This is a genomic window from Paenirhodobacter ferrireducens, from assembly GCF_004022265.1.
Lineage (GTDB): Bacteria > Pseudomonadota > Alphaproteobacteria > Rhodobacterales > Rhodobacteraceae > Rhodobacter > Rhodobacter ferrireducens.
Genome location: NZ_SAVB01000001.1, coordinates 238,585 through 258,010, shown reverse-complemented (window position 1 = coordinate 258,010; position 19,426 = coordinate 238,585). Strand labels below are relative to the sequence as shown.

Genomic DNA, 19,426 nt, shown 5'->3' with positions numbered 1-19,426 from the left:
GGCGGGGCTTTCGCGCGGCCCGCCGACGGGATAGACAGAGCGAAACTGCCGGGGGTGCGCGTGACGAGACTGGACCGATATCTGCTGTCCCAGCTGATGGCGCTGTTCGGATTCTTCGCGCTGATCCTGGTCTCGGTCTATTGGGTGAACCGGGCCGTGCTGCTGTTCGACAAGCTGATCTCGGACGGCCAGACCGCCTGGGTGGTGCTGGAGTTCACCGCGCTGACCCTGCCGAACGTCATCCGCCTGGTGCTGCCGGTCGCGGCCTTCGCGGCGACGATCTACGCGGTCAACCGGCTCAGCGCCGACAGCGAATTCGTGGTGATGCAGGCCACCGGCGCCTCGCCCTGGCGGCTCTCCCGCCCGGTCGCGGTGTTCGGGCTGATCGTCGCGGCTCTGATGATGGTGCTGGTGCATGTTCTGGTGCCGGTCTCGCGCAGCCAGCTGGCCGCGCGTCAGGCGCAGATCAATGAGAACGTCACCGCCCGCTTCCTGACCGAGGGCAGCTTCCAGCACCCGGTCGACGGGGTGACGATCTACATCCGGCAGATCTCCGACCTCGGCGAGCTGCTCGACCCCTATCTGGTCGACGCCCGCTCGAAGACGCAGCGCACCACCTATACCGCCGACAAGGCGCTGATCGTGCGCTCGGACAGCGGTCCGAAGCTGATCATGTTCGACGGCATGGCGCAGACCCTGCGGCTGAGCGACCACAGCCTCGCCGTCACCCGCTTCTCGGATTTCACCTATGACATCGGCGCGCTGATCGGGGCGCCGGTGAAAGGGGTGACGAGCTGGGACGAGGTGCCGAGCTGGCAGCTGATCGCGCCCTCGGCCGATCTTCTGGCCGAGACCGGCGGCACCGCCGCCGAGGCCTGGCAGATCCTGAACGACCGGATGGCACAGCCGCTGCTGGCGCCGGCGGCGGCGGTGCTCGGTTTTGCCGCGCTGATGCTCGGCGGGTTCTCGCGCTTTGGCATGTGGCGGCAGATCGCGCTCGCCATCGTCGGGCTGATCGTGCTGCAGTTCCTGACCAATGCCGTCGACAGCACGATGCGCGGCCGGCCCGAGCTCTGGGCGCTCGCCTATCTGCCCGCGGGCATCGGCGCGGTGGCCTCGGCGGCGGTCCTGTGGTGGGCCGGACGCCCGCGCAAGCTCTGTCCGCGGCGGGAGACCCAGGCATGACGCTCTCGCTCTACATCGCGCGCCGCTTCCTGCGCGCCTTCGTGATGGTCGCGGCGACCTTCTGGGGCATCCTCTTCCTGATCGAGATGGTCGAGAAGATCCGCTCCTTCAGCGCCGCCAAGGTCGGCCTTGCACAGGCGGCGCTGCTGGCCGGGCTGTCGGTGCCGGCCTCGCTCTACACCATCCTGCCGCTGGTGATGATCCTCGCCGCGGTGACGCTGTTCCTGGGCCTCGCGCGCTCGTCCGAGCTGGTGGTGATCCGCGCCTCGGGCCGTTCGGCGCTGCGCATGCTGGCCGCGCCGGTGGTGGTGGCGCTGCTGCTGGGCGTGCTGATCGTCGCCGTGGGCAACCCGATCGTCTCGGCCACCTCGAAACGCTACGAGGAGCTCGCCGGCCGCTATCGCGCGACCGGGGTGCAGGCGGTGTCGATCGGCCAGGAGGGCGTGTGGATGCGCCAGGGCATGGGCGGCGACAGCGCCGGCGAACAGGCGGTGATCCGCGCTGCACGCGCCAATCTCGATGCGACGCGGCTTTATGACGTGACCTTCCTGATCGTCGACCCCGAGCGCGGCCCGGTGCGCCGGATCGACGCCGAAGAGGCGGTGCTGACCCGCGGCGCATGGGCGCTGACGAAGGTCAAGGACTGGCCGCTCGGCAGTTCGACCAACCCCGAGCGCGACGCGACCCGCGCCGACACGCTCAGCCTGCCCTCGGACCTGACCGCCGAGCGCATCCGCGACAGCTTCGGCACCCCCTCGACGGTGCCGATCTGGCAGCTGCCGGGCTTCATCCGCGGCCTCGAGAACGCCGGCTTCTCGGCGCGCCGCCATCTGGTGTGGTTCGAGATGGAACTTGCCCAGCCGCTGGTGATGGCGGCGATGGTGCTGATCGCGGCGGGGTTCACCATGCGCCACAGCCGGCTCGGCCGCACCGGGGTGATGGTGCTCCTTGCGCTTGCCGCAGGGCTTGGCGTGTTCTTCCTGCGCAATGTGGCGCAGGTTTTGGGAGATAACGGGCAGATCCCGGTGGCGCTGGCCGCCTGGGCGCCGCCGGCAATCGCGCTGATGCTGGCGCTGGCGCTGATCTTGCAGGAGGAAGACGGCTGATGAGGAACGGGCTGATTGCCGCGCTGCTCGCGAGTGCCGCGCTGACCCTGCCACCCGCGGCATGGGCCGAGCCCCCCGCGGGCAGCGCCGATGCGCCCGCCGGCGCGCCGGGCGGCTATGCCGTGGCCGACGCCGATCAGGCGGCGACCCTGCTTGCCGACCGCATCGTCACCACGGCCGACAACCGGCTGCTGGCCGAGGGCGCAGTCGAGATCTACTGGAAGCAGAACCGGCTGACCGCGCACCGCGTCACCTATGACCAGAACACCGAGACCCTGACGATCGAGGGGCCGATCCGGCTGGTCGAGCCCGGGCAGACCGGCTCGGTGATCGTCGCCGATCAGGCCGAGCTGTCGCGCGATCTGCAGAACGGCGTGATGGTCGGCGCGCGGATGGTGATGGCACGCGAGCTGCAGCTCGCCGCGAACCGGATCGACCGCAAGGATGGCCGCATCACCACCCTGACCGAGGTCGTCGCCTCCTCCTGCCGGATCTGCGCCTCGGACCCGACCCCGCTGTGGGAGATCCGGGCGCGCAAGATCACCCATGACAATGAAACCAAGCAGCTGCATTTCGAGGGCGCCCAGTTTCGCGTGATGGGCGTGCCGCTCGTCTGGCTGCCAAATCTGCGCATGCCCGACCCGACGGTGACGCGGATGTCGGGTCTGCTGCGGCCAAGCTTCCGCACCACCTCGAGCCTCGGCGCGGGGCTGAAGCTGCCCTATTTCATTGCCCTCGGACCAAGTGCCGACCTCACCGTCACGCCCTACCTGTCGAGCTCCTACACCCGCACGCTCGGGCTGCGCTACCGTCAGGCCTTCGACAACGGCACGATCAACGCCGAGGGCGCGCTCAGCAGTGACAGCATCCGCAAGGGCGAGAACCGCGGCTATCTCTTTGCCGACGGCACCTTCAAGCTGCCCTCGGATTACACCCTCGGGCTGCAGCTGAAAGTGGTGAGCGACCCGTCCTATCTGCTGAACTACGGCATCACCGAGGACGACCGGCTGTGGTCTGGTGTCACCCTCGAGAAGGTGCACCGCAACGAGATGATCTGGCTGCGCGCCGGCAACACCCATTCGATCCGTTCGGGGGAAAGCAACTCGACCGAGCCGATGCTCTCGGGCGATTTCAGCTGGACGCGGGTGATCCGCCCCGCGGTGATCGGCGGCGAGGCGACGATCGACTGGTCGGTGCATGCGCATCGCCGTGCCTCGGACATGACGGTCGACGGCATCGAGGACAGCGACACCGTCTCGGACGGACGCGACACGCTGCGCACCTCCTTCGTCGCCGGCTGGCGCCGGCAATGGCTGCTCTCGGGGGGGGTGCTCGCCGCAATGCAGACCGAGCTTGCGGGCGACGCGGTGATGGTGCGGCAGGACGAGAACTGGGCCGACCACACGTTGCGCGCCCTGCCCACGGTAGGCGTCGAGCTGCGCTGGCCCTGGGTTGCCACCTCGGGCCGCGCCTCGCAGGTGATCGAGCCCATCGCGCAGCTGGTGTGGAGCCCCGACAACCTGAAACAAGTGGCCAACGAAGACAGTCTGCTGACCGAATTCGACGAGGGCAACCTGTTCTCCTTCTCGCGCTACCCGGGCGGAGATGCACGCGAAGAGGGGCTGCGCGCCAACCTCGGGCTGAGCTGGACCCGGCACGACGCCTCGGGCTGGTCGCTTGGCGTGACCGCAGGGCGCGTGGTGCGGCTGACCGACACCGATCAGTTCCCCACCGGCTCGGGTCTGTCGGGGCGGCGGTCGGACTGGCTCATCGCCGCGCACCTGACCACCGCCGAGGGGCTGACGCTGTCGAACCGGGCGCTGTTCGACAACGACTTCGGCTTTTCCCGCGACGAGCTGCGGCTCGCCTTCGCGGGCGACAAGTACCAGATCGCGGCAGGCTATCTGTGGATGGACGCAAGCGAGACCGAGGGCCGGCTCACCGACACCTCCGAGCTTCTGCTCGAGACCGGCTGGACCTGGGCCGAGGGCTGGCGCTCCACCCTCTCGACGCGCTACGACTTCACCGCCGAGCGGGCCGCCCGCGCCACGGTCGGGCTGGAATATGCCAACGAGTGCATGAGCGTCGATCTTTCCCTCTCGCGTCGCTTCACGTCCTCCTCTACTGTGAAGCCGGAAACCGACTTCGGTCTCTCGGTACAGCTGGCAGGCTTCGGCGCGACCTCGACGGGCCGCAAGACCACCGGCGGCAGCGCGACGCGCGTGTGCCGCTACTGAGCGCGCGAAGACACGCCCCGGCGGGGAGCGACGGGGCAGGAACGGAACGGATGACGGACGAAAGACGGATGAGGATGAGGATGCGACTGACCCCGCTTCTGGGCATGGCGCTCGCGCTCGGGCTGACGGTGACCGACGTGGCCGCGCAGGCAGCCACCACGAACAGCCCCTTCGCGCCGGTGATCCTCGTGAACGGGCTCGGCATCACCGGCTATGAGATCGAGCAGCGGATGCGCTTCATGCAGCTGCTGCGCCAGCCGGGCGACCTGCACAAAGCCGCCGAAAAATCGCTGATCGAGGACCGGCTGCGGGTCTGGGCCGCAAAGCAGGCCGGCATCGTGCTCGACAAGGACGCCGTCGGCAAGGGCATGACCGAGTTTGCCGGCCGTGCCAACCTGACCTCCGAACAGTTCGTCGCCGAGCTGGCGAAAACCGGTGTCGACGAGCCGACCTTCCGCGACTTCGTCACCGCCGGCCTGGTCTGGCGCGAGCTGGTGAAGCAGCGCTTCGGGCCGCGGGTGCGGATCTCGGACAGCGACATCGACCGCGCCATGCTGATGGAATCGGAACGTGGCGGCGGCACCCGGGTGCTGATCTCGGAAATCATCCTGCCGGCCCCGCCCGGTCAGGAGGCCGCAGCCCATGCCGAGGCCGAGAAGATCTCGCAATTGCGCAGCGAAGCCGCCTTCGCCGAGGCGGCGCGGCAGATGTCGGCCGCCTCGACCCGCGATAACGGCGGGCGCCTCGACTGGATGCCGCTGGACAATCTGCCGCCGGCCCTGCGCCCGGTGCTGCTTGGTCTCGCGCCGGGTCAGGCCTCGGCCCCGATCGAGCTGAACGGCGCCGTCGCGATCTTCATGATGCGCAGCATCGACGAGCACGGCCCGGCCGGCACCCGCGCGCAGACGCTTGGCTATGCGACGCTTGCGCTCGGCCCGGCGGGCTCCGAACAGGCGGCGCAACTGGCGCAGAAGGCGGCCGCCGCCAAGCGCTGCGACGACCTCTACACGGTGGTGAAGGGGCTCCCCGTGTCTCCCGTCAGCCGTCCCGACCCGGCCCCGCAGGGGGCGCTGCCGAAGGACATCGCGCTGGCGCTCGCCGGGCTCGATATCGGCGAGACCACGGTGCTGACCCGTGGCGCGGGGCAGGAGCTGGTGATGCTGTGCTCGCGCGAGGCGGCGGTGGACGACACCAAGGGCGAAACCGCGCCGAACCGCGATGCGGTGCGTGCGCGGCTGCAAAACGAGCGGATGGGCAGCTATTCCGACAGCTACCTCGCCGACCTGACCGCCAATGCGGTGATCGTGCGGCCATGAGCATGGCGCGGGAAGACGCGGCGCACCGGCCGGTGATCGTCAGCTGCGGCGACCCGTCGGGCATCGGCCCCGAGATCGCCGCGAAGGCCTGGGAAATCCTCGGCGCGGCGCTGCCCTTCGTCTGGATCGGCGATCCGTCGCATCTGCCGCGCGGCACGAAGATCCGCGAGATCTCCACGCCCGCCGAGGCGATGCTGCATGCGGGCTCGGCGCTGCCGGTGCTGCCGCATGCCTTCCCGGCCGCGGCGCTGCCCGGTCAGCCCGATCCGGAGAATGCCGCCGCGGTGATCGCGGTGATCGCCCGCGCCGTGGAAATCGTGCGCGCGGGCGAGGGCAGCGCGCTGACCACCGCGCCGATCCACAAGAAGGCGCTGCATGACGGCGCGAATTTCGCCTTCCCGGGGCATACCGAATACCTCGCCCATCTGGCGGGGGGCGCGCGGGTGGTGATGATGCTCGCCGCCGAAAGCGCCACGCCGCCGCTGCGCGTGGTGCCGACGACGATCCATATCGCGCTGAGCGCGGTGCCCAAGGCCTTCACCCCCGAGCTGCTGCGCGAGACCGTGCGGATCACCGCCGAGGGGCTGCGCCGCGATTTCGCGATCGAGAACCCGCGCCTGGCCGTCGCCGGTCTGAACCCGCATGCGGGCGAAGGCGGTGCGATGGGGCACGAGGAGCTCGACTGGATGAACGACACCCTCGCCGGGCTGCGCGCCGAGGGCTTTGCCGTCGCCGGTCCGCTGCCCGCCGACACGATGTTCCACGCCGGGGCACGGGCGAAATATGACGCGGCGATCTGCGCCTATCACGATCAGGCACTGATCCCGATCAAGACGCTCGATTTCGACGGCGGGGTGAACGTGACGCTCGGCCTGCCCTTCGTGCGCACCTCGCCCGATCATGGCACCGCCTATGACATCGCGGGGCAAGGTCGCGCCAATCCGGCCAGCCTGATCTCGGCGCTGAAGATGGCGGCGAAGATGGGGGCCGCGCGGGCGCGCTGAGCGTGCTTGCCGTCGCCGCCCGGGGACAGTATGCCCGGGCGCGACGCGGCCGGGGGCCGTGAGACCGGGGGCCAGCCCCCGGACCCCCGAGGTATTTGCGGCAAGATGAAGGAACGGATCATGGCAGCGATCGACGGGCTCCCCCCTCTGCGCGAGGTGATCCGCGACCATGAGCTGGTGGCGAAGAAAAGCCTTGGCCAGAACTTCCTGCTGGATTTGAACCTGACCGCCAAGATCGCGCGCGCGGCGGGCGATCTGAGTGGTTGCGACGTGCTCGAGGTCGGGCCCGGGCCGGGCGGGCTGACCCGCGGGCTCCTTGCCGAGGGTGCGCGCCGGGTACTCGCCGTCGAGAAGGACAGCCGTTGCCTGCCGGCGCTGGCCGAGATCGCCGCACATTACCCCGGCCGGCTGGAGGTCATCAACGGCGACGCGCTGGAGATCGACGTGCGCGCCCATCTGACGCCGCCGATCCGGATCGCCGCGAACCTGCCCTACAACGTCGGCACCGAGCTGCTGATCCGCTGGCTGACGCCGCCCGACTGGCCGCCGTTCTGGGACAGCCTGACGCTGATGTTCCAGAAGGAAGTGGCCGAGCGGATCGTGGCGAAGCCCGGCTCCAACCATTATGGGCGGCTCGCGCTTTTGGCACAATGGCGCTGCGAGGCGAAGATCGTGATGGTGCTGCCGCCCGAGGCCTTCACCCCGGCGCCGAAGGTGCATTCGGCGGTGGTGCATCTGCGCGCCCTGCCCGAGCCGCGGTTCCCGGCCGATCCGAAGGTTTTGGAACGCGTCGTCGCCGTCGCCTTCAACCAGCGCCGCAAGATGCTGCGCGCCGCGCTGAAGGGCGTGCATCCGAATATCGAGGCGCTGCTCGAGGAGGCCGGCATCGCCCCCACCGAGCGGGCCGAGCGCGTCTCGCTCGAGGCGTTCTGCACCCTCGCCCGCCTCGTCGCCCGCGGCTGAGCACAAAAAGGCAAAGGCCCCGCAACGGATTGCAGGGCCTTTCGGAAGTTCTGGAAATCGGGAAGACGCGCCCGGGCCTAGTCGCCCGTGGGCGCCGCCGGGGCCTCGGCCGGGGCGGCATCGCCTTGTCCCTCGGCCTTGTCGCTTTTCTTGCCGCGCGCCGACGGCGACCGGCTGCGCGAGGATGCGGACGAGCGGCTGCGCGACGACTTCTTCGGCGCGGGTTCCGCGCCCGCTTCGGCGGTTTCCGCGACCGGCAGGGCCGGTGCGGCCGGCGCCGGGGCGGCTTCGGCCTGCATCTCGGGCGTCACGACGAGGCCCGGGCCGTCATCCTCGGTCGCAAAGGCCTCGGGCATCGCCGCGCCTTCCTCGGACCGCGGCTCGCGCTCGGGGCGTTCCGCCCGCTCGCGGTTGCCGCTCTGGCCTCCGGGCTGACCATTGTTCTGGCCACCATTGCCGCCCTGCTGCGGGAAGGAGCGTTGCCGCTCCTCCTGCTCGCGCGCCATTTCGCGCTGCGCCTCGCCGAGCATGCGGGTGTAATGCTCGGCGTGCTGCAAGAAGTTCTGCTCGGCAACACGGTCATTGCCAAGCTGCGCATCCCGCGCCAGCGCGAGATACTTTTCGATGATCTGCTGCGGCGTGCCGCGCACCTTGCCCTCGGGGCCGGAGCTGTCGAACACCCGATTGATGATGTTGCCGATCGAGCGCTGACGGTTCGACTTGTTGCGCGAACGGGATTTGGAAGATCTCATGGGCCTTCGTCTGTTGAGCCCCTCGGGGGCGCTGAAGTCCGGGCCGCGATCGGATTGCAGGATCGGGCCCGCCAGGGGTGCGGCCGGTCTGCCCGGGCGATGCCCGTGAACCGTCTGACCCGCAGTGGAGAGCTGAGCCGTGCAGGGGATCGAATTTCCATCCCGCACGGGAATGACTAAGCACTTCATGCGCGCCCGTGCAAGCCGGAAATTGCGGAACGGCGCCGTTTCGCGCAGGAAAAGCGCCGAAACCGACCTCAGGCGCAGCCGCAGCCGCCCTCTTGCGCCGGCTTGCGGCCGATCACCACGCGGTCACGGCCATCGAGGTCACGGCGGATCTCGATCCGTTCGAAGCCCTGCGCGGCGAGCAGCTCCGAGACCGCGGCGCCCTGCGTCGGGCCGATCTCGAACAGCACCCGCCCGCCCGGCAGCAACCGCGCCCCGGCGCCACGCGCCAGCGCGCGATAGGCGTCAAGCCCGTCGCCGCCCGGGGTCAGCGCGCCGTGGGGTTCCCAGTCGCGCACCTCGGGGGCAAGGCCCGCCATCTCCGCCTCGGCGATATAGGGCGGGTTCGAGACGATCAGGTCGAAGACACCATCCACCTGCGCAAACCAGTCCGAGGGGATCAGGCGCAGACGGGAGGTCAACCCGAGCGCCGCGGCATTCTCGCCCGCAACCGCAAGTGCTGCCTCGGAAAGATCGGTGCCGGTGCCGGTGGCGAAGGGCATGTCCGCCAGCAGGCTGAGCAGAATGCAGCCGGTGCCGGTGCCAAGGTCGATCACCCGCGCGAAGGGCTCCTCGAGCGCCGCGGCGACCAGCAGCTCGGTCTCGGGGCGCGGGTCGAGCGTGTCGCGGGTGACGCGGAATTCGTGCCGCCAGAACCGGCGCCGGCCGGTGATCTGTGCGACCGGCTGATGCGCCGCGCGCGCGGCAAGCGCCGCATCGAAGGCCGCCTGCTGATCGGCAGTGATCTCGTCGCCCAAGGCCATCGTCAGCCGCTCGGGCGCGACGCCAAGCGCATGCGCCATCAGCCGGCGCGCATCGCCCGCCGCGCCGTCGATCCCGGCGGCATTGAGCGCCCGGGTGCCAAGCACGAGGGACTCCTGCGCCCTCATCCCTCCATCTCCGCCAGCCGCGCCGCCTGATCGTCGGCAATCAGCGCGTCGATCACCGTGTCGAGATCGCCGTTCAGGATCTGCGTCAGGGAATAGAGCGTCAGGTTGATGCGGTGATCGGTCATCCGCCCCTGCGGGAAGTTGTAGGTGCGGATACGCTCCGACCGGTCGCCCGAGCCGACCTGCGCGCGCCGGTCGGCCGAACGTTCAGAGGCCAGCCGCTCGCGCTCCATCTCGTAAAGCCGCGCGCGCAGCACCGCCATCGCATTGGCGCGGTTCTGGTGCTGTGACTTCTCCGACGACGTGACGACGATGCCGGTGGGCAGGTGGGTGATGCGCACCGCCGAGTCGGTGGTGTTCACATGCTGCCCGCCCGCGCCCGAGCTGCGCATCGTGTCGATGCGGATGTCGCCCGCCGGAATGTCGATGTCGACCTCCTCGGCCTCGGGCAGCACGGCGACGGTCGCGGCCGAGGTGTGGATGCGCCCGCCCGCCTCGGTCTCGGGCACGCGCTGCACCCGGTGCACGCCACTTTCGTATTTCATCCGGGCAAAGACCCCCTCGCCCTCGATCCGCGCCGTGGCTTCCTTGACCCCGCCAAGCTCGGAGGGGGTCAGCTCCATCAGCTCAAAGCGCCAGCCCTTCGTCTCGGCATAGCGCTGATACATGCGCAGAAGGTCGCCCGCGAACAGCGCCGCCTCGTCGCCACCGGTGCCCGGGCGGATCTCGAGGATCGCCGGGCGGGCATCGGCCGCGTCCTTCGGCAGCAGCGCCAGACGCAGTGCCTGCTCCATCTCGGGGATGCGGGCGCGCAGCCGCGGCAGCTCCTCCTCGGCCAGCGCCTTCATCTCGGGGTCGGCAAGCCAGCCTTCGGCCTCGGTCACGTCCTCGAGCGCCTGGCGATAGGCGGCGATTTCCTCGACCACCGGGCGCAGCTCGGAATATTCGCGCGACAGCGCAGCGATCTCGGCAGGCGCGGTGGCGACGTTCAGCTTCGCCCCGACAAAGTCGAAGCGCTGCGTGATCTGGGCAAGTTTCTCGAGCGGGACCATGCCGCGGATGTGACGTTTTCATCTCTCCGGGTCAAGCCCCGCGCTCTTTACCTTTGCCGGGCATTCCCTATATAAACGCTCGACTTTCGCAGATGCGGGTTTGCCATGACCATCGAAGACCAGACGCCCCTCGAGGGCACGCCGCTGATCAAGCCCTCGACCACCGACCATCCGCTGTTCGACGCCGTGGTGGAGGCCTGCCGCACGGTCTTCGACCCTGAAATCCCTGTGAATATCTACGATCTGGGCCTCGTCTACACGATCGAGATCAACGACGCGAACGAGGTCGAGATCGTGATGACCCTGACCGCGCCGGGCTGCCCAGTGGCGGGCGAGATGCCCGAATGGGTGCAGAACGCGGTCGAGTCGGTGCCGGGCGTGCAGGCGGTGAATGTCGAGATGACCTTCCAGCCGCAATGGGGCATGGACATGATGTCGGACGAGGCACGGCTCGAACTCGGCTTCATGTGAGCCGGGGCAGAAATCGGGGCAGAAATTCCGCGCCTCCCCCTTGTCGGCCGCGCCGCGCGCGCCAAAATTGAACTCATTCGTTCACTCTGGCGCGCAGGTCGCGCCGCACAAGGGACAGTCTTTCCGATGACCGACACACTGTTTTCGCCGGGCCAGCTTGGCCAGATCGAGATCGCCAATCGCCTGGTGATGGCGCCGCTCACCCGCAACCGTGCGCCGGATCTGGTGCCGACCGAGCTCACCGTCGAGTATTACCGCCAGCGCGCCAGCGCCGGGCTGATCGTCTCCGAGGGCACGCAGATCTCGCCGATGGGTCAGGGCTATGCCTGGACGCCGGGCATCTATTCCCCCGAACAGGTCGACGGCTGGCGCAAGGTCACCGATGCGGTGCATGCCGCGGGCGGCAAGATCGTCGCGCAGCTGTGGCATGTCGGCCGGATCTCGCATCCCTCGCTGCTGAACGGCGCCCTGCCCGTCGCGCCCTCGGCGCTCTCGGCCCATTCCAAGACCTTCGACGGCACCGGCTTCGTCGAGACGGTGACGCCGCGCGCCCTCGAGGCCGACGAGATCCCCGCGATCTTCGCCGAATACGCCCATGCCGCGCGCTGCGCCGACGAGGCGGGCTTTGACGGGGTCGAGATCCACGCCGCGAACGGCTATCTGATCGACCAGTTCCTGCGCGACACCTCGAACCATCGCACCGACGACTGGGGCGGGCCGATCGCGAACCGTGTGCGCTTCCTCGCGGGCGTGCTCGAGGCGGTGGTGGGCGTGCTCGGCGCCGGCCGCACCGGCATCCGGCTCTCGCCCTGGTCGAATGCGAACAATGTCGGCCTCGACAGCGACACGCCGGCGCTCTTCGCCGCGGTGGCCGAGGTGCTGAACGCCCATCCGCTCGCCTTCGTCCATGTCGTCGAGGGCCAGACCGGCGGGCCGCGCGATTACCCCGAGGCCGAGCTGGCCGCCTTCCGCGCTGCCCTGACCGCCCCCTATATCGCGAACAACGGCTATACGCGGGCAACGGCACTCGCCGCCGTCGCCTCGGGCACGGCCTATGCCGTGGCCTTCGGCCGGCCCTTCATCGCCAACCCCGACCTGCCCGCCCGGCTGGCTGCCGACGCACCGCTGAACCCGCTGCGCCCGGCCCTGCTCTATGGCGGCGGCGCGGAGGGCTACACCGACTATCCCGCCCTCGGCTGATCCACCGCCGCGGGGCGGGTTGTCCGCCCGCCCCGCGCGCCCTATCTTGGGCCCATCACAGGAGCCGTCCCGATGTTCGCCATTCCCGGAAAACCGCCCGTCACCCTCACCCCTGCCGCCGCCGCGCAGATCGCCCGGCTGATGGAGCGTGAACAGGCCGCAGGCTTTCGCATCGGGGTGAAGAAGGGCGGCTGCGCCGGCATGGAATACACCATGGAGATCGCGCAGGAGGCCGGCCCGATGGACATCGTGGTCGAGGACGGCTCTGCCCGCGTGCTGATCGCGCCGATGGCGCAGATGTTCATGATCGGCACCGAGATCGACTACGAGACCGGCCTGCTGGAATCGGGCTTCAAGTTCCGCAACCCGAATGTGGTCGAGACCTGCGGCTGCGGCGAGTCGATCAAGTTCCGCGAGGCGGACGCCGACTGACGTTCCGACTGTTGGCGTTATCATCCGCGGGCGCGGCGCTTTGCGCCTTCCCCAGTCCCGGCCCCTGCCCTAATCTGGCGCAAACATGGAGGGGCGGATGCGCAGAAAACTCGCGGCAGGCAACTGGAAGATGAACGGCGTCACGGCGAGCCTCGCCGAGGTCGAGGCGCTGATCGCGGCCCATCCGACGCCGCGCTCCGAGGTGCTGCTGTGCCCGCCCGCGACGCTGGTCGGGCAGATGGCGGCACTCGCTGTGGGCCGCATCGCGGTCGGCGGGCAGGATTGCCACATGAAGGCCGCGGGCGCGCATACCGGCGACATCGCCGCCGCGATGCTGAAGGACGCGGGCGCGAGCCATGTCATCCTCGGCCATTCCGAGCGCCGCGCCGATCACGCCGAGACGAATGCGATGGTGCGCGCCAAGGCCGCAACCGCGCGCGAGGCGGATCTGGTCGCGGTGATCTGCGTCGGCGAGACCGAGGCCGAACGCGACGCGGGATCGACGCTCGAGGTGATCGGCCGGCAGCTTTACGATTCGACCCCCGACGGCGCCACCGGCGCGAATACGGTGATCGCCTACGAGCCGGTCTGGGCAATCGGCACCGGCCGCACCCCGACACTCGAACAGATCGCCGAGGTGCATGATTTCATGCGCTCGGAGCTTTCCGGCCGCTTCGGCGCCGCCGAGGCCGGCAAGATCCGCCTGCTCTACGGCGGCTCGGTCAAGCCCTCGAACGCGAAGGAGATCTTCGCGACCTCGAACGTCGATGGCGCGCTCGTTGGCGGGGCCAGCCTGAAGGCCGCGGATTTCGGCGCGATCCTCGCCGCCCTCGACGAGGCCTGAAAAGGAAGGGGGCGCTGCCCCCTCTTGGCTGCGCCAATTCACCCCCGAGGTATTTCAGGCAAGGAGAAAGCGCGAAGGGGCGTCCTCCTCCGGTTGCGGCCACTCTCTCGGGGGCAAGCCCGCGCCCCTGTCGCGCTCACAGCGGCAGCAACGTCGTCGACTTGATCTCTTCCATGCTCAGCAGCGCGGTGACATTGTAGATCTTCACCTCGGAGATCAGCGCCTGATAGAAGGCGTCATAGGCGCGCGCGTTCTGCACCCGCACCTTCAGGATGTAATCGATGTCGCCCGCCAGCCGGTGCGCCTCGAGCACCTCGGGGCGCTCGCGCAGGGTGCGCAGGAATTTCTGCTGCCACTCCGCCTCGTGCTCCGAGGTGCGGATCAGCACGAAGAAGCAGGCCTCGAGGCCGAGCGCCTCGGGGTCGAGGATCACCGTCTGCCGGCCGATCACGCCCTGCTCCTTCATCCGCCGAATCCGGTTCCACACCGGCGTCTTCGAGGAGCCGACCTTGCGCGCGATCTCGTCGAGCGACTGGCTTGCGTCCTCCTGCAGCTGGGAGAGGATTTTCCGATCCATCTCGTCGATCCGGACAGCCATTCCGCTTTTCTCCTTCGGTCGGGAAATTGATGCCCCGCGGCGCAGGATGCGGAACAGGTGTCCTTATCTGCGCGGGTGACTGGCAGGATACCGGGAAAATTTCCTATATTCCAGACAGGAAAACACGTCCCCGGAGGCCGCCATGAGCCGCAAGTTCACCCCGAAAGTCGTCACCGCCAATGATCTGCGCATGGGCGACGTGGTCTACATGACCGCGGCAGGCAGCTGGACGCGCGACCATGCCGAGGCCGAGCTGATCGAGGACGAGGCGCATGGCGAGCTGCGGCTGCTGGCGGCGCTCGGCCAGCCCGGTGTCGTCGTCGGCCCCTATCTGGCCGAGGCCCGCGCCGGGGCGAACGGCCCCGAACCCGTCCATTTCCGCGAGGTGTTCCGCACCCGCGGCCCCTCGAACTATCCGCACGGCAAGCAGGAGGCGGCCCATGTATAAGTATTCCGACTTCGACGAAGCCTTCGTGCGCGAACGCGCCGCGCAGTTCCGCGGCCAGGTCGAGCGACGCCTTTCGGGTGCGCTGACCGAGGACGAGTTCCGTCCGCTGCGGCTGATGAACGGGCTCTACCTGCAGCTGCATGCCTACATGCTGCGCGTCGCCATTCCCTATGGCACGCTGCGCGCCGACCAGATGCGCCAGCTCGCCCATATCGCCGAGACCTGGGACAAAGGCTATGGCCATTTCACCACGCGCCAGAACATCCAGTTCAACTGGCCGAAGCTGACCGACGTGCCCGACATCATCGACGCGCTCGCCGATGTGCAGATGCACGCGATCCAGACCTCGGGCAACACCATCCGCAACGTCACGACCGACGCCTTCGCCGGTGCCGCCGCCGACGAGATCGCCGATCCGCGCCCGGTGGCCGAGCTGATCCGGCAATGGTCGACCGACCATGCCGAATTCCAGTTCCTGCCGCGCAAGTTCAAGATCGCGATCACCGGCTCGGCCGATGACCGCGCGGTGATCCGGGCCCATGACGTCGGGCTGCAGATCGTCGAGAAGGATGGCGAGACGGGCTTTCGCGTCTTCGTCGGTGGCGGTCTCGGCCGCACGCCGATGGTGGGCCAGGAGCTGCGCGCTTTCCTGCCGAAGGCTGACCTGCTGCCCTATCTCGAGGCAATCGTCTCGACCTACAACCTGATGGGCCGGCGCGACAACAAGTACAAGGCGCGGATCAAGATCACCGTCTTCGAGAACGGCATCGACGCCTTCCGCGCCGCGACCGAAGAGGAATTCGCCCGGATCCGGCCGAGCTTCGAAGGCGTCGATCAGGCGATGCTGCGCGAGATCGAGGCGCAGTTCGCCCTGCCCGACTTCGAGGCAGCGCCCGTCGAGTTCTACGAGCGTGCGCTCGAGGTCGACCCCCTGTTCCGGTCCTGGGCGAGCCAGAACCTGACCGCGCATCGCCGCGCCGATCATGCGATCGTCACCGTCTCGCTGAAGGCGCATGGCGAGACCCCCGGCGACGCCTCGGCCGAGCAGATGCGGGTTCTGGCCGAGATCGCCGAGCGCTATGGCTATGGCGAGCTGCGCATCAGCCACGAGCAGAACGTCGTGCTGCCGCATCTGCGCAAGGCCGACCTGCCGGCGGTCCATGCGCAGCTGCTGCGCGCCGGGCTCGCCACGGCGAATGTCGGGCTGCTGTCCGACATCATCGCCTGCCCCGGCATGGATTACTGCGCGCTGGCCACCGCCCGCTCGATCCCGGTCGCGCAGGAGCTCGCCACGCATTTCCGCAAGATCGGCCTCGAAGAGGAAATCGGTGCGCTGAAGATCAAGATCTCGGGCTGCATCAACGCCTGCGGCCATCACCACGTCGGCCATATCGGCATTCTCGGCCTCGACCGCGCCGGGGTGGAGAACTACCAGATCACCCTCGGCGGCGACGCCGGCCCCGCGACCACGATCGGCGAGCGGGCAGGCCCCGGCTTTGCCTATGACGAGGTCGTTCCGGCGATCGAGCGGATCCTGCGCGCCTATCTGGCGCTGCGGGCCGACCGCGCCGAAAGCTTCATCGAGGCGTTCCGCCGCCTCGGCCCCGCGCCGTTCAAGGAGGCGCTTTATGGCGAGGCACGAGATGCTGCCTGACATCGCGACACGGGTCGCCGCCCTCAATGACCGCTATCGCCACCACGCGGCGGTCGCGGTCATGGAGAAGGCGCTGAAGGACCCCGACACCGGGGAGGTGGCACTGGTCAGCTCCTTCGGAGCGGAATCGGTGGTGCTTCTGCACATGGTCTCGCTGATCGCCCCGGGCACGCCGGTGATCTTCGTCGACACGCTGATGCTGTTTCGCGAGACGCTCGACTATCAGCGCGAGGTCTCGCGCCAGCTTGGCCTGACCGACGTGCGCACGATCACCGCCGCGCAGGCGATGCTCGATCTCGAGGACCCGGACAACACGCTGCACCAGTTCAACACCGACGCCTGCTGCGCGCTGCGCAAGACGGTGCCTCTTGAAAAGGCACTGTCGGGGTTCGATGCCTGGATTACCGGCCGCAAGCGCTTTCAGGCCGCGACCCGGGCGACGATCGATTTCTTCGAGGTCGAGACCCCCACGCGGATGAAGATCAACCCGCTTGCGCATTGGGGCCGCGAGGATCTCGAGGAATACATGGTGCAGAACCGGCTGCCGCGGCACCCGCTGGTGGCACAGGGCTATCCCTCGATCGGCTGCGCGCCCTGCACCTCGAAGGTCGCCCCGGGCGAGGATCCGCGGGCGGGCCGCTGGCGCGGTTCGCAAAAGACGGAATGCGGCATCCATTTCATCGGCGGCAAGGCCGTGCGCGTCAAGAATGGCATGCAAGAGCCCGACAACAAGGAGAAAGTTGCATGAGCGTGATCGTGCGCGACGACGGCTTCCATGCCGATGACTTCACCGGCGAGGCAGTCGAGATCGCCCCCGACACCCCGTCCGAGGAGCTGATCCAGCGTGCCTCGGGCGCGGCGCTCGTGCGTATCGCCTTCCCGTCCTTTGCCGACGGGCGCGGCTTCACGCTGGCGCGGCGGCTGCGGGCGGCGGGCTATACCGGGCGGCTGCGCGCGGCGGGCCACGTGATCGCCGACCAATATGCGATGGCGCGCCGCTCGGGCTTTGACGAGGTGGAAATCTCCGAGACGCTGGCCGAACGTCAGGGCGCGGAACAATGGCTTGCCCGGGCCGACTGGCGCGCGCATGATTACCGCGCCCGGCTGCAGCGCTGACCCGCGCGGGTTGACAGATCGCCGCAGCCCGGCAATTTGCCTTAGATCAAGGCCGGCCGCAGAGGATTGAGATATCTGCGGTTCATGTTTTTCGCGCCCCGGGTCCTCCTCCCCGGGCCCAACCGAACGAGATGCCAGACGTGACCCAGACTGCGACGATTCCGCCCGTGAAGCACCTGCCCGACGCCCAGACCGTGACCGACGTGAAGCACTGGACCGACCGGCTGTTCTCCTTCCGCGTGACGCGGCCGCAGTCGCTGCGCTTCCGCTCGGGCGAATTCGTGATGATCGGGCTGATGGGCGACAACGGCAAACCGCTGCTGCGCGCCTATTCGATCGCCTCGCCGGCCTGGGACGAGGAGCTTGAATTCTACTCGATCAAGGTGCCGGACGGCCCGCTGACCTCGAAGCTGCAGCACATCGGGGTGGGCGACGAGATTATCTTGCGCCCGAAGCCCGTCGGCACGCTGGTGATCGACGCGCTGCTTCCGGGCAAGCGGGTGTGGTTCCTCGCCACCGGCACCGGCATCGCGCCCTTCGCCTCGCTGATGCGCGAGCCCGAGACCTACGAGAAGTTCGAGGAAGTGGTGATGATGCACACCTGCCGCACCGTCGCCGAACTCGAATATGGCAAGGAGCTGGTCGAAAGCCTGAAGGACGACCCGCTGATCGGCGAGCTCGTCGGCGACAAGCTGAAATACTATCCCACCGCCACCCGCGAAGAGTTCCACCACCGCGGCCGCATCACCGACAACCTGATGAGCGGCAAGGTCTTCGAGGATCTCGGCATCGCGCCGATGGATGCCGAGCATGACCGCGCCATGGTCTGCGGCAGCCTTGCCTTCAACAAGGACGTGATGGCGGTGCTCGAACATTACGGGCTGCGCGAGGGCGCGAATTCCGAGCCGCGCGAATATGTCGTCGAGAAAGCCTTCGTCGGCGACGGCATCTGAGCACGGCCCGGCGGTCCGCGACAGGCCGCGGGTGCGTCCCCCCGCGGCCTGTCCGATTCCGGCTTGTGGCTTCCGCCAATGAAAAACGCCGCCCCTCGGGGCGGCGTTTCGGTTTTGCGGGCTGCGTCGCGGCCTCAGAGGCCAAGCGCGACCTTCACCTGGGCGACGGTCGCCGCAACGAGGGCGGGGTTCGTCTTCGCCGCCTCGACCGCAGCCTTAAGCGTGGTCTTGGTTTCGGCCGAGAGCGACGAGGCGTCGATCATCGCGCCGACCTTGGCGGCATCGAAGCCCTCGACGGTCAGCGCCGAGGCATCGGCACCGGCACCGGCCGCGGCGGCATTGGTCGCGGCGTTTGCCGCATCGCTTACCGCCTGCGCGGCAGCCGAGCTGGCCGCCGCGGCCGACTGCGCCGCCTGGGTGGCGGCATCGCCGGCCGCGCCGGTCACGTCCGAAGCCGCATTCTTGGCGGCATCGGCAGCAGCGCTGGCGGCTTCGGTGGCGGCGGTGGCGGCGTCAGACGCCGCCCCGGCAGCCTGGGTGGCGGCATCGGTGGCCACGTCCTTCGCAGCGTCGACCGCAGCACCCGCAGCCTCGGTCGCGGCCGTTGCGGCATCGCCGGCGGCCTTCGTCGCCTCGGCCGCTGCCTGCGCCGCGGTCTGCGCGGCATCCTGAGCGGCGGTGGCGCTGTCGGAAGCGCCCGACTCGACCGCCCCGGTCACGGCCTGAGCCGCATCCTTGGCGTCGTTCACCGCCTCGGTCGCAGCCTTCTGCCCTTCGGGCGAACGGGTAAAATACCACGCCCCTGCGGCAATCGCGGCGACGACCACGACAAGGCCAAGAACCTTCTTCATGTTTCTCTCCCTTCGGTTCGGAAACGAATTCGACGCCTGCTATATGGACACCCACGACGGCGAGGCAAAGGCTTAAGGGCGCTCTCCTTTCCCCTTACCGGGCCGATCGGGCGGAAAACCGCTGATTCC

Annotated in this window: 20 protein-coding genes; 15 read left to right on the top strand and 5 right to left on the bottom strand. The window is 68.8% G+C overall.

Annotated elements, in window-relative coordinates; genetic code table 11:
• Nucleotides 1-60 precede the first annotated feature (60 nt).
• The 6 genes from lptF to rsmA all read left to right on the top strand — a co-directional run bounded on the left by lptF (nucleotide 61) and on the right by rsmA (nucleotide 7,811).
• On the top strand, nucleotides 61-1,185 hold the full coding sequence (gene lptF / locus EOW65_RS01255; RefSeq protein WP_128147197.1) for an LPS export ABC transporter permease LptF: 1,125 nt from the start codon (nucleotides 61-63) through the stop codon (nucleotides 1,183-1,185).
• A complete protein-coding gene (gene lptG / locus EOW65_RS01250; protein ID WP_128147196.1) occupies nucleotides 1,182-2,291 on the top strand; it encodes an LPS export ABC transporter permease LptG in 1,110 nt (369 codons plus the stop codon). The genes lptF and lptG overlap by 4 nt, the downstream gene beginning before the upstream one ends.
• Nucleotides 2,291-4,528, top strand: coding sequence for an LPS-assembly protein LptD (locus tag EOW65_RS01245; protein WP_128147195.1), 2,238 nt, complete (start codon nucleotides 2,291-2,293; stop codon nucleotides 4,526-4,528). The genes lptG and EOW65_RS01245 overlap by 1 nt, the downstream gene beginning before the upstream one ends.
• 80 nt (nucleotides 4,529-4,608) lie before the next feature.
• On the top strand, nucleotides 4,609-5,844 hold the full coding sequence (locus tag EOW65_RS01240; RefSeq protein WP_164879950.1) for a peptidylprolyl isomerase: 1,236 nt from the start codon (nucleotides 4,609-4,611) through the stop codon (nucleotides 5,842-5,844).
• Nucleotides 5,841-6,848, top strand: coding sequence for a 4-hydroxythreonine-4-phosphate dehydrogenase PdxA (pdxA, locus tag EOW65_RS01235; RefSeq protein WP_128147193.1), 1,008 nt, complete (start codon nucleotides 5,841-5,843; stop codon nucleotides 6,846-6,848). Before EOW65_RS01240 ends, pdxA begins: the two co-directional genes overlap by 4 nt.
• A gap of 120 nt (nucleotides 6,849-6,968) precedes the next feature.
• Nucleotides 6,969-7,811, top strand: coding sequence for a 16S rRNA (adenine(1518)-N(6)/adenine(1519)-N(6))-dimethyltransferase RsmA (rsmA, locus tag EOW65_RS01230; protein ID WP_128147249.1), 843 nt, complete (start codon nucleotides 6,969-6,971; stop codon nucleotides 7,809-7,811).
• Between the two features lie 77 nt (nucleotides 7,812-7,888).
• Here the strand turns inward: rsmA and EOW65_RS01225 are convergent, their stop codons facing one another.
• The 3 genes from EOW65_RS01225 to prfA all read right to left on the bottom strand — a co-directional run bounded on the left by EOW65_RS01225 (nucleotide 7,889) and on the right by prfA (nucleotide 10,730).
• Nucleotides 7,889-8,563, bottom strand: a complete 675-nt coding sequence (locus EOW65_RS01225) for a DUF4167 domain-containing protein (protein ID WP_128147192.1) — start codon at nucleotides 8,561-8,563, stop codon at nucleotides 7,889-7,891.
• A gap of 257 nt (nucleotides 8,564-8,820) precedes the next feature.
• A complete protein-coding gene (prmC, locus tag EOW65_RS01220; protein WP_128147191.1) occupies nucleotides 8,821-9,678 on the bottom strand; it encodes a peptide chain release factor N(5)-glutamine methyltransferase in 858 nt (285 codons plus the stop codon).
• The gene (prfA, locus tag EOW65_RS01215; protein WP_128147190.1) at nucleotides 9,675-10,730 is read right to left on the bottom strand and encodes a peptide chain release factor 1; all 1,056 of its coding nucleotides are present in this window, start codon (nucleotides 10,728-10,730) and stop codon (nucleotides 9,675-9,677) included. The genes prmC and prfA overlap by 4 nt, the downstream gene beginning before the upstream one ends.
• A 105-nt stretch (nucleotides 10,731-10,835) precedes the next feature.
• Between prfA and EOW65_RS01210 the strand changes: the two genes are divergently transcribed.
• The 4 genes from EOW65_RS01210 (at nucleotide 10,836) to tpiA (ending at nucleotide 13,677) form a co-directional block, all read left to right on the top strand.
• A complete protein-coding gene (locus tag EOW65_RS01210; RefSeq protein WP_128147189.1) occupies nucleotides 10,836-11,201 on the top strand; it encodes an SUF system Fe-S cluster assembly protein in 366 nt (121 codons plus the stop codon).
• A gap of 126 nt (nucleotides 11,202-11,327) precedes the next feature.
• Nucleotides 11,328-12,401 carry an alkene reductase gene (locus EOW65_RS01205; RefSeq protein WP_128147188.1) on the top strand — a complete coding sequence of 358 codons (1,074 nt, stop codon included), beginning with the start codon at nucleotides 11,328-11,330 and terminating at the stop codon, nucleotides 12,399-12,401.
• 72 nt (nucleotides 12,402-12,473) lie between these two features.
• Complete coding sequence (locus EOW65_RS01200) at nucleotides 12,474-12,833, top strand: HesB/IscA family protein (protein WP_128147187.1); 360 nt, start codon at nucleotides 12,474-12,476, stop codon at nucleotides 12,831-12,833.
• Between the two features lie 97 nt (nucleotides 12,834-12,930).
• Nucleotides 12,931-13,677 carry a triose-phosphate isomerase gene (tpiA, locus tag EOW65_RS01195; RefSeq protein ID WP_128147186.1) on the top strand — a complete coding sequence of 249 codons (747 nt, stop codon included), beginning with the start codon at nucleotides 12,931-12,933 and terminating at the stop codon, nucleotides 13,675-13,677.
• Between the two features lie 136 nt (nucleotides 13,678-13,813).
• On the opposite strand, the gene EOW65_RS01190 is transcribed toward tpiA, so the two are convergent.
• Nucleotides 13,814-14,275 carry an Lrp/AsnC family transcriptional regulator gene (locus EOW65_RS01190; RefSeq protein WP_113899353.1) on the bottom strand — a complete coding sequence of 154 codons (462 nt, stop codon included), beginning with the start codon at nucleotides 14,273-14,275 and terminating at the stop codon, nucleotides 13,814-13,816.
• Nucleotides 14,276-14,417: 142 nt separating this feature from the next.
• On the opposite strand from EOW65_RS01190, the gene EOW65_RS01185 reads away from it, so the two are divergent.
• From EOW65_RS01185 to EOW65_RS01165, 5 genes are all read left to right on the top strand, one after another.
• Entirely contained in the window at nucleotides 14,418-14,723 is a 306-nt protein-coding gene (locus tag EOW65_RS01185; protein ID WP_128147185.1) for a DUF2849 domain-containing protein, read from the top strand.
• Nucleotides 14,716-16,377: a nitrite/sulfite reductase gene (locus tag EOW65_RS01180; protein WP_128147184.1), complete on the top strand. Its 1,662-nt coding sequence runs from the start codon at nucleotides 14,716-14,718 to the stop codon at nucleotides 16,375-16,377. Before EOW65_RS01185 ends, EOW65_RS01180 begins: the two co-directional genes overlap by 8 nt.
• Nucleotides 16,367-17,125: a phosphoadenylyl-sulfate reductase gene (locus EOW65_RS01175; RefSeq protein WP_128147248.1), complete on the top strand. Its 759-nt coding sequence runs from the start codon at nucleotides 16,367-16,369 to the stop codon at nucleotides 17,123-17,125. Before EOW65_RS01180 ends, EOW65_RS01175 begins: the two co-directional genes overlap by 11 nt.
• Entirely contained in the window at nucleotides 17,122-17,493 is a 372-nt protein-coding gene (locus EOW65_RS01170; protein ID WP_128147183.1) for a DUF934 domain-containing protein, read from the top strand. Before EOW65_RS01175 ends, EOW65_RS01170 begins: the two co-directional genes overlap by 4 nt.
• 131 nt (nucleotides 17,494-17,624) lie before the next feature.
• Nucleotides 17,625-18,446, top strand: coding sequence for a ferredoxin--NADP reductase (locus tag EOW65_RS01165; RefSeq protein ID WP_121531090.1), 822 nt, complete (start codon nucleotides 17,625-17,627; stop codon nucleotides 18,444-18,446).
• Nucleotides 18,447-18,580: 134 nt separating this feature from the next.
• Here the strand turns inward: EOW65_RS01165 and EOW65_RS01160 are convergent, their stop codons facing one another.
• Entirely contained in the window at nucleotides 18,581-19,297 is a 717-nt protein-coding gene (locus tag EOW65_RS01160; RefSeq protein ID WP_128147182.1) for a hypothetical protein, read from the bottom strand.
• Nucleotides 19,298-19,426 lie beyond the last annotated feature (129 nt).

Bases quoted from the DNA above. Each gene is read 5' to 3' on its own strand.
- lptG (WP_128147196.1), top strand. From the start codon at position 1,182: ATGACGCTCTCGCTCTACATCGCGCGCCGCTTCCTGCGCGCCTTCGTG.
- EOW65_RS01245 (WP_128147195.1), top strand. From the start codon at position 2,291: ATGAGGAACGGGCTGATTGCCGCGCTGCTCGCGAGTGCCGCGCTGACC.
- EOW65_RS01240 (WP_164879950.1), top strand. From the start codon at position 4,609: ATGCGACTGACCCCGCTTCTGGGCATGGCGCTCGCGCTCGGGCTGACG.
- pdxA (WP_128147193.1), top strand. From the start codon at position 5,841: ATGAGCATGGCGCGGGAAGACGCGGCGCACCGGCCGGTGATCGTCAGC.
- rsmA (WP_128147249.1), top strand. From the start codon at position 6,969: ATGGCAGCGATCGACGGGCTCCCCCCTCTGCGCGAGGTGATCCGCGAC.
- EOW65_RS01225 (WP_128147192.1), bottom strand. From the start codon at position 8,563: ATGAGATCTTCCAAATCCCGTTCGCGCAACAAGTCGAACCGTCAGCGC.
- prmC (WP_128147191.1), bottom strand. From the start codon at position 9,678: ATGAGGGCGCAGGAGTCCCTCGTGCTTGGCACCCGGGCGCTCAATGCC.
- prfA (WP_128147190.1), bottom strand. From the start codon at position 10,730: ATGGTCCCGCTCGAGAAACTTGCCCAGATCACGCAGCGCTTCGACTTT.
- EOW65_RS01210 (WP_128147189.1), top strand. From the start codon at position 10,836: ATGACCATCGAAGACCAGACGCCCCTCGAGGGCACGCCGCTGATCAAG.
- EOW65_RS01205 (WP_128147188.1), top strand. From the start codon at position 11,328: ATGACCGACACACTGTTTTCGCCGGGCCAGCTTGGCCAGATCGAGATC.
- EOW65_RS01200 (WP_128147187.1), top strand. From the start codon at position 12,474: ATGTTCGCCATTCCCGGAAAACCGCCCGTCACCCTCACCCCTGCCGCC.
- tpiA (WP_128147186.1), top strand. From the start codon at position 12,931: ATGCGCAGAAAACTCGCGGCAGGCAACTGGAAGATGAACGGCGTCACG.
- EOW65_RS01190 (WP_113899353.1), bottom strand. From the start codon at position 14,275: ATGGCTGTCCGGATCGACGAGATGGATCGGAAAATCCTCTCCCAGCTG.
- EOW65_RS01185 (WP_128147185.1), top strand. From the start codon at position 14,418: ATGAGCCGCAAGTTCACCCCGAAAGTCGTCACCGCCAATGATCTGCGC.
- EOW65_RS01180 (WP_128147184.1), top strand. From the start codon at position 14,716: ATGTATAAGTATTCCGACTTCGACGAAGCCTTCGTGCGCGAACGCGCC.
- EOW65_RS01175 (WP_128147248.1), top strand. From the start codon at position 16,367: ATGCTGCCTGACATCGCGACACGGGTCGCCGCCCTCAATGACCGCTAT.
- EOW65_RS01170 (WP_128147183.1), top strand. From the start codon at position 17,122: ATGAGCGTGATCGTGCGCGACGACGGCTTCCATGCCGATGACTTCACC.
- EOW65_RS01165 (WP_121531090.1), top strand. From the start codon at position 17,625: ATGCCAGACGTGACCCAGACTGCGACGATTCCGCCCGTGAAGCACCTG.
- EOW65_RS01160 (WP_128147182.1), bottom strand. From the start codon at position 19,297: ATGAAGAAGGTTCTTGGCCTTGTCGTGGTCGTCGCCGCGATTGCCGCA.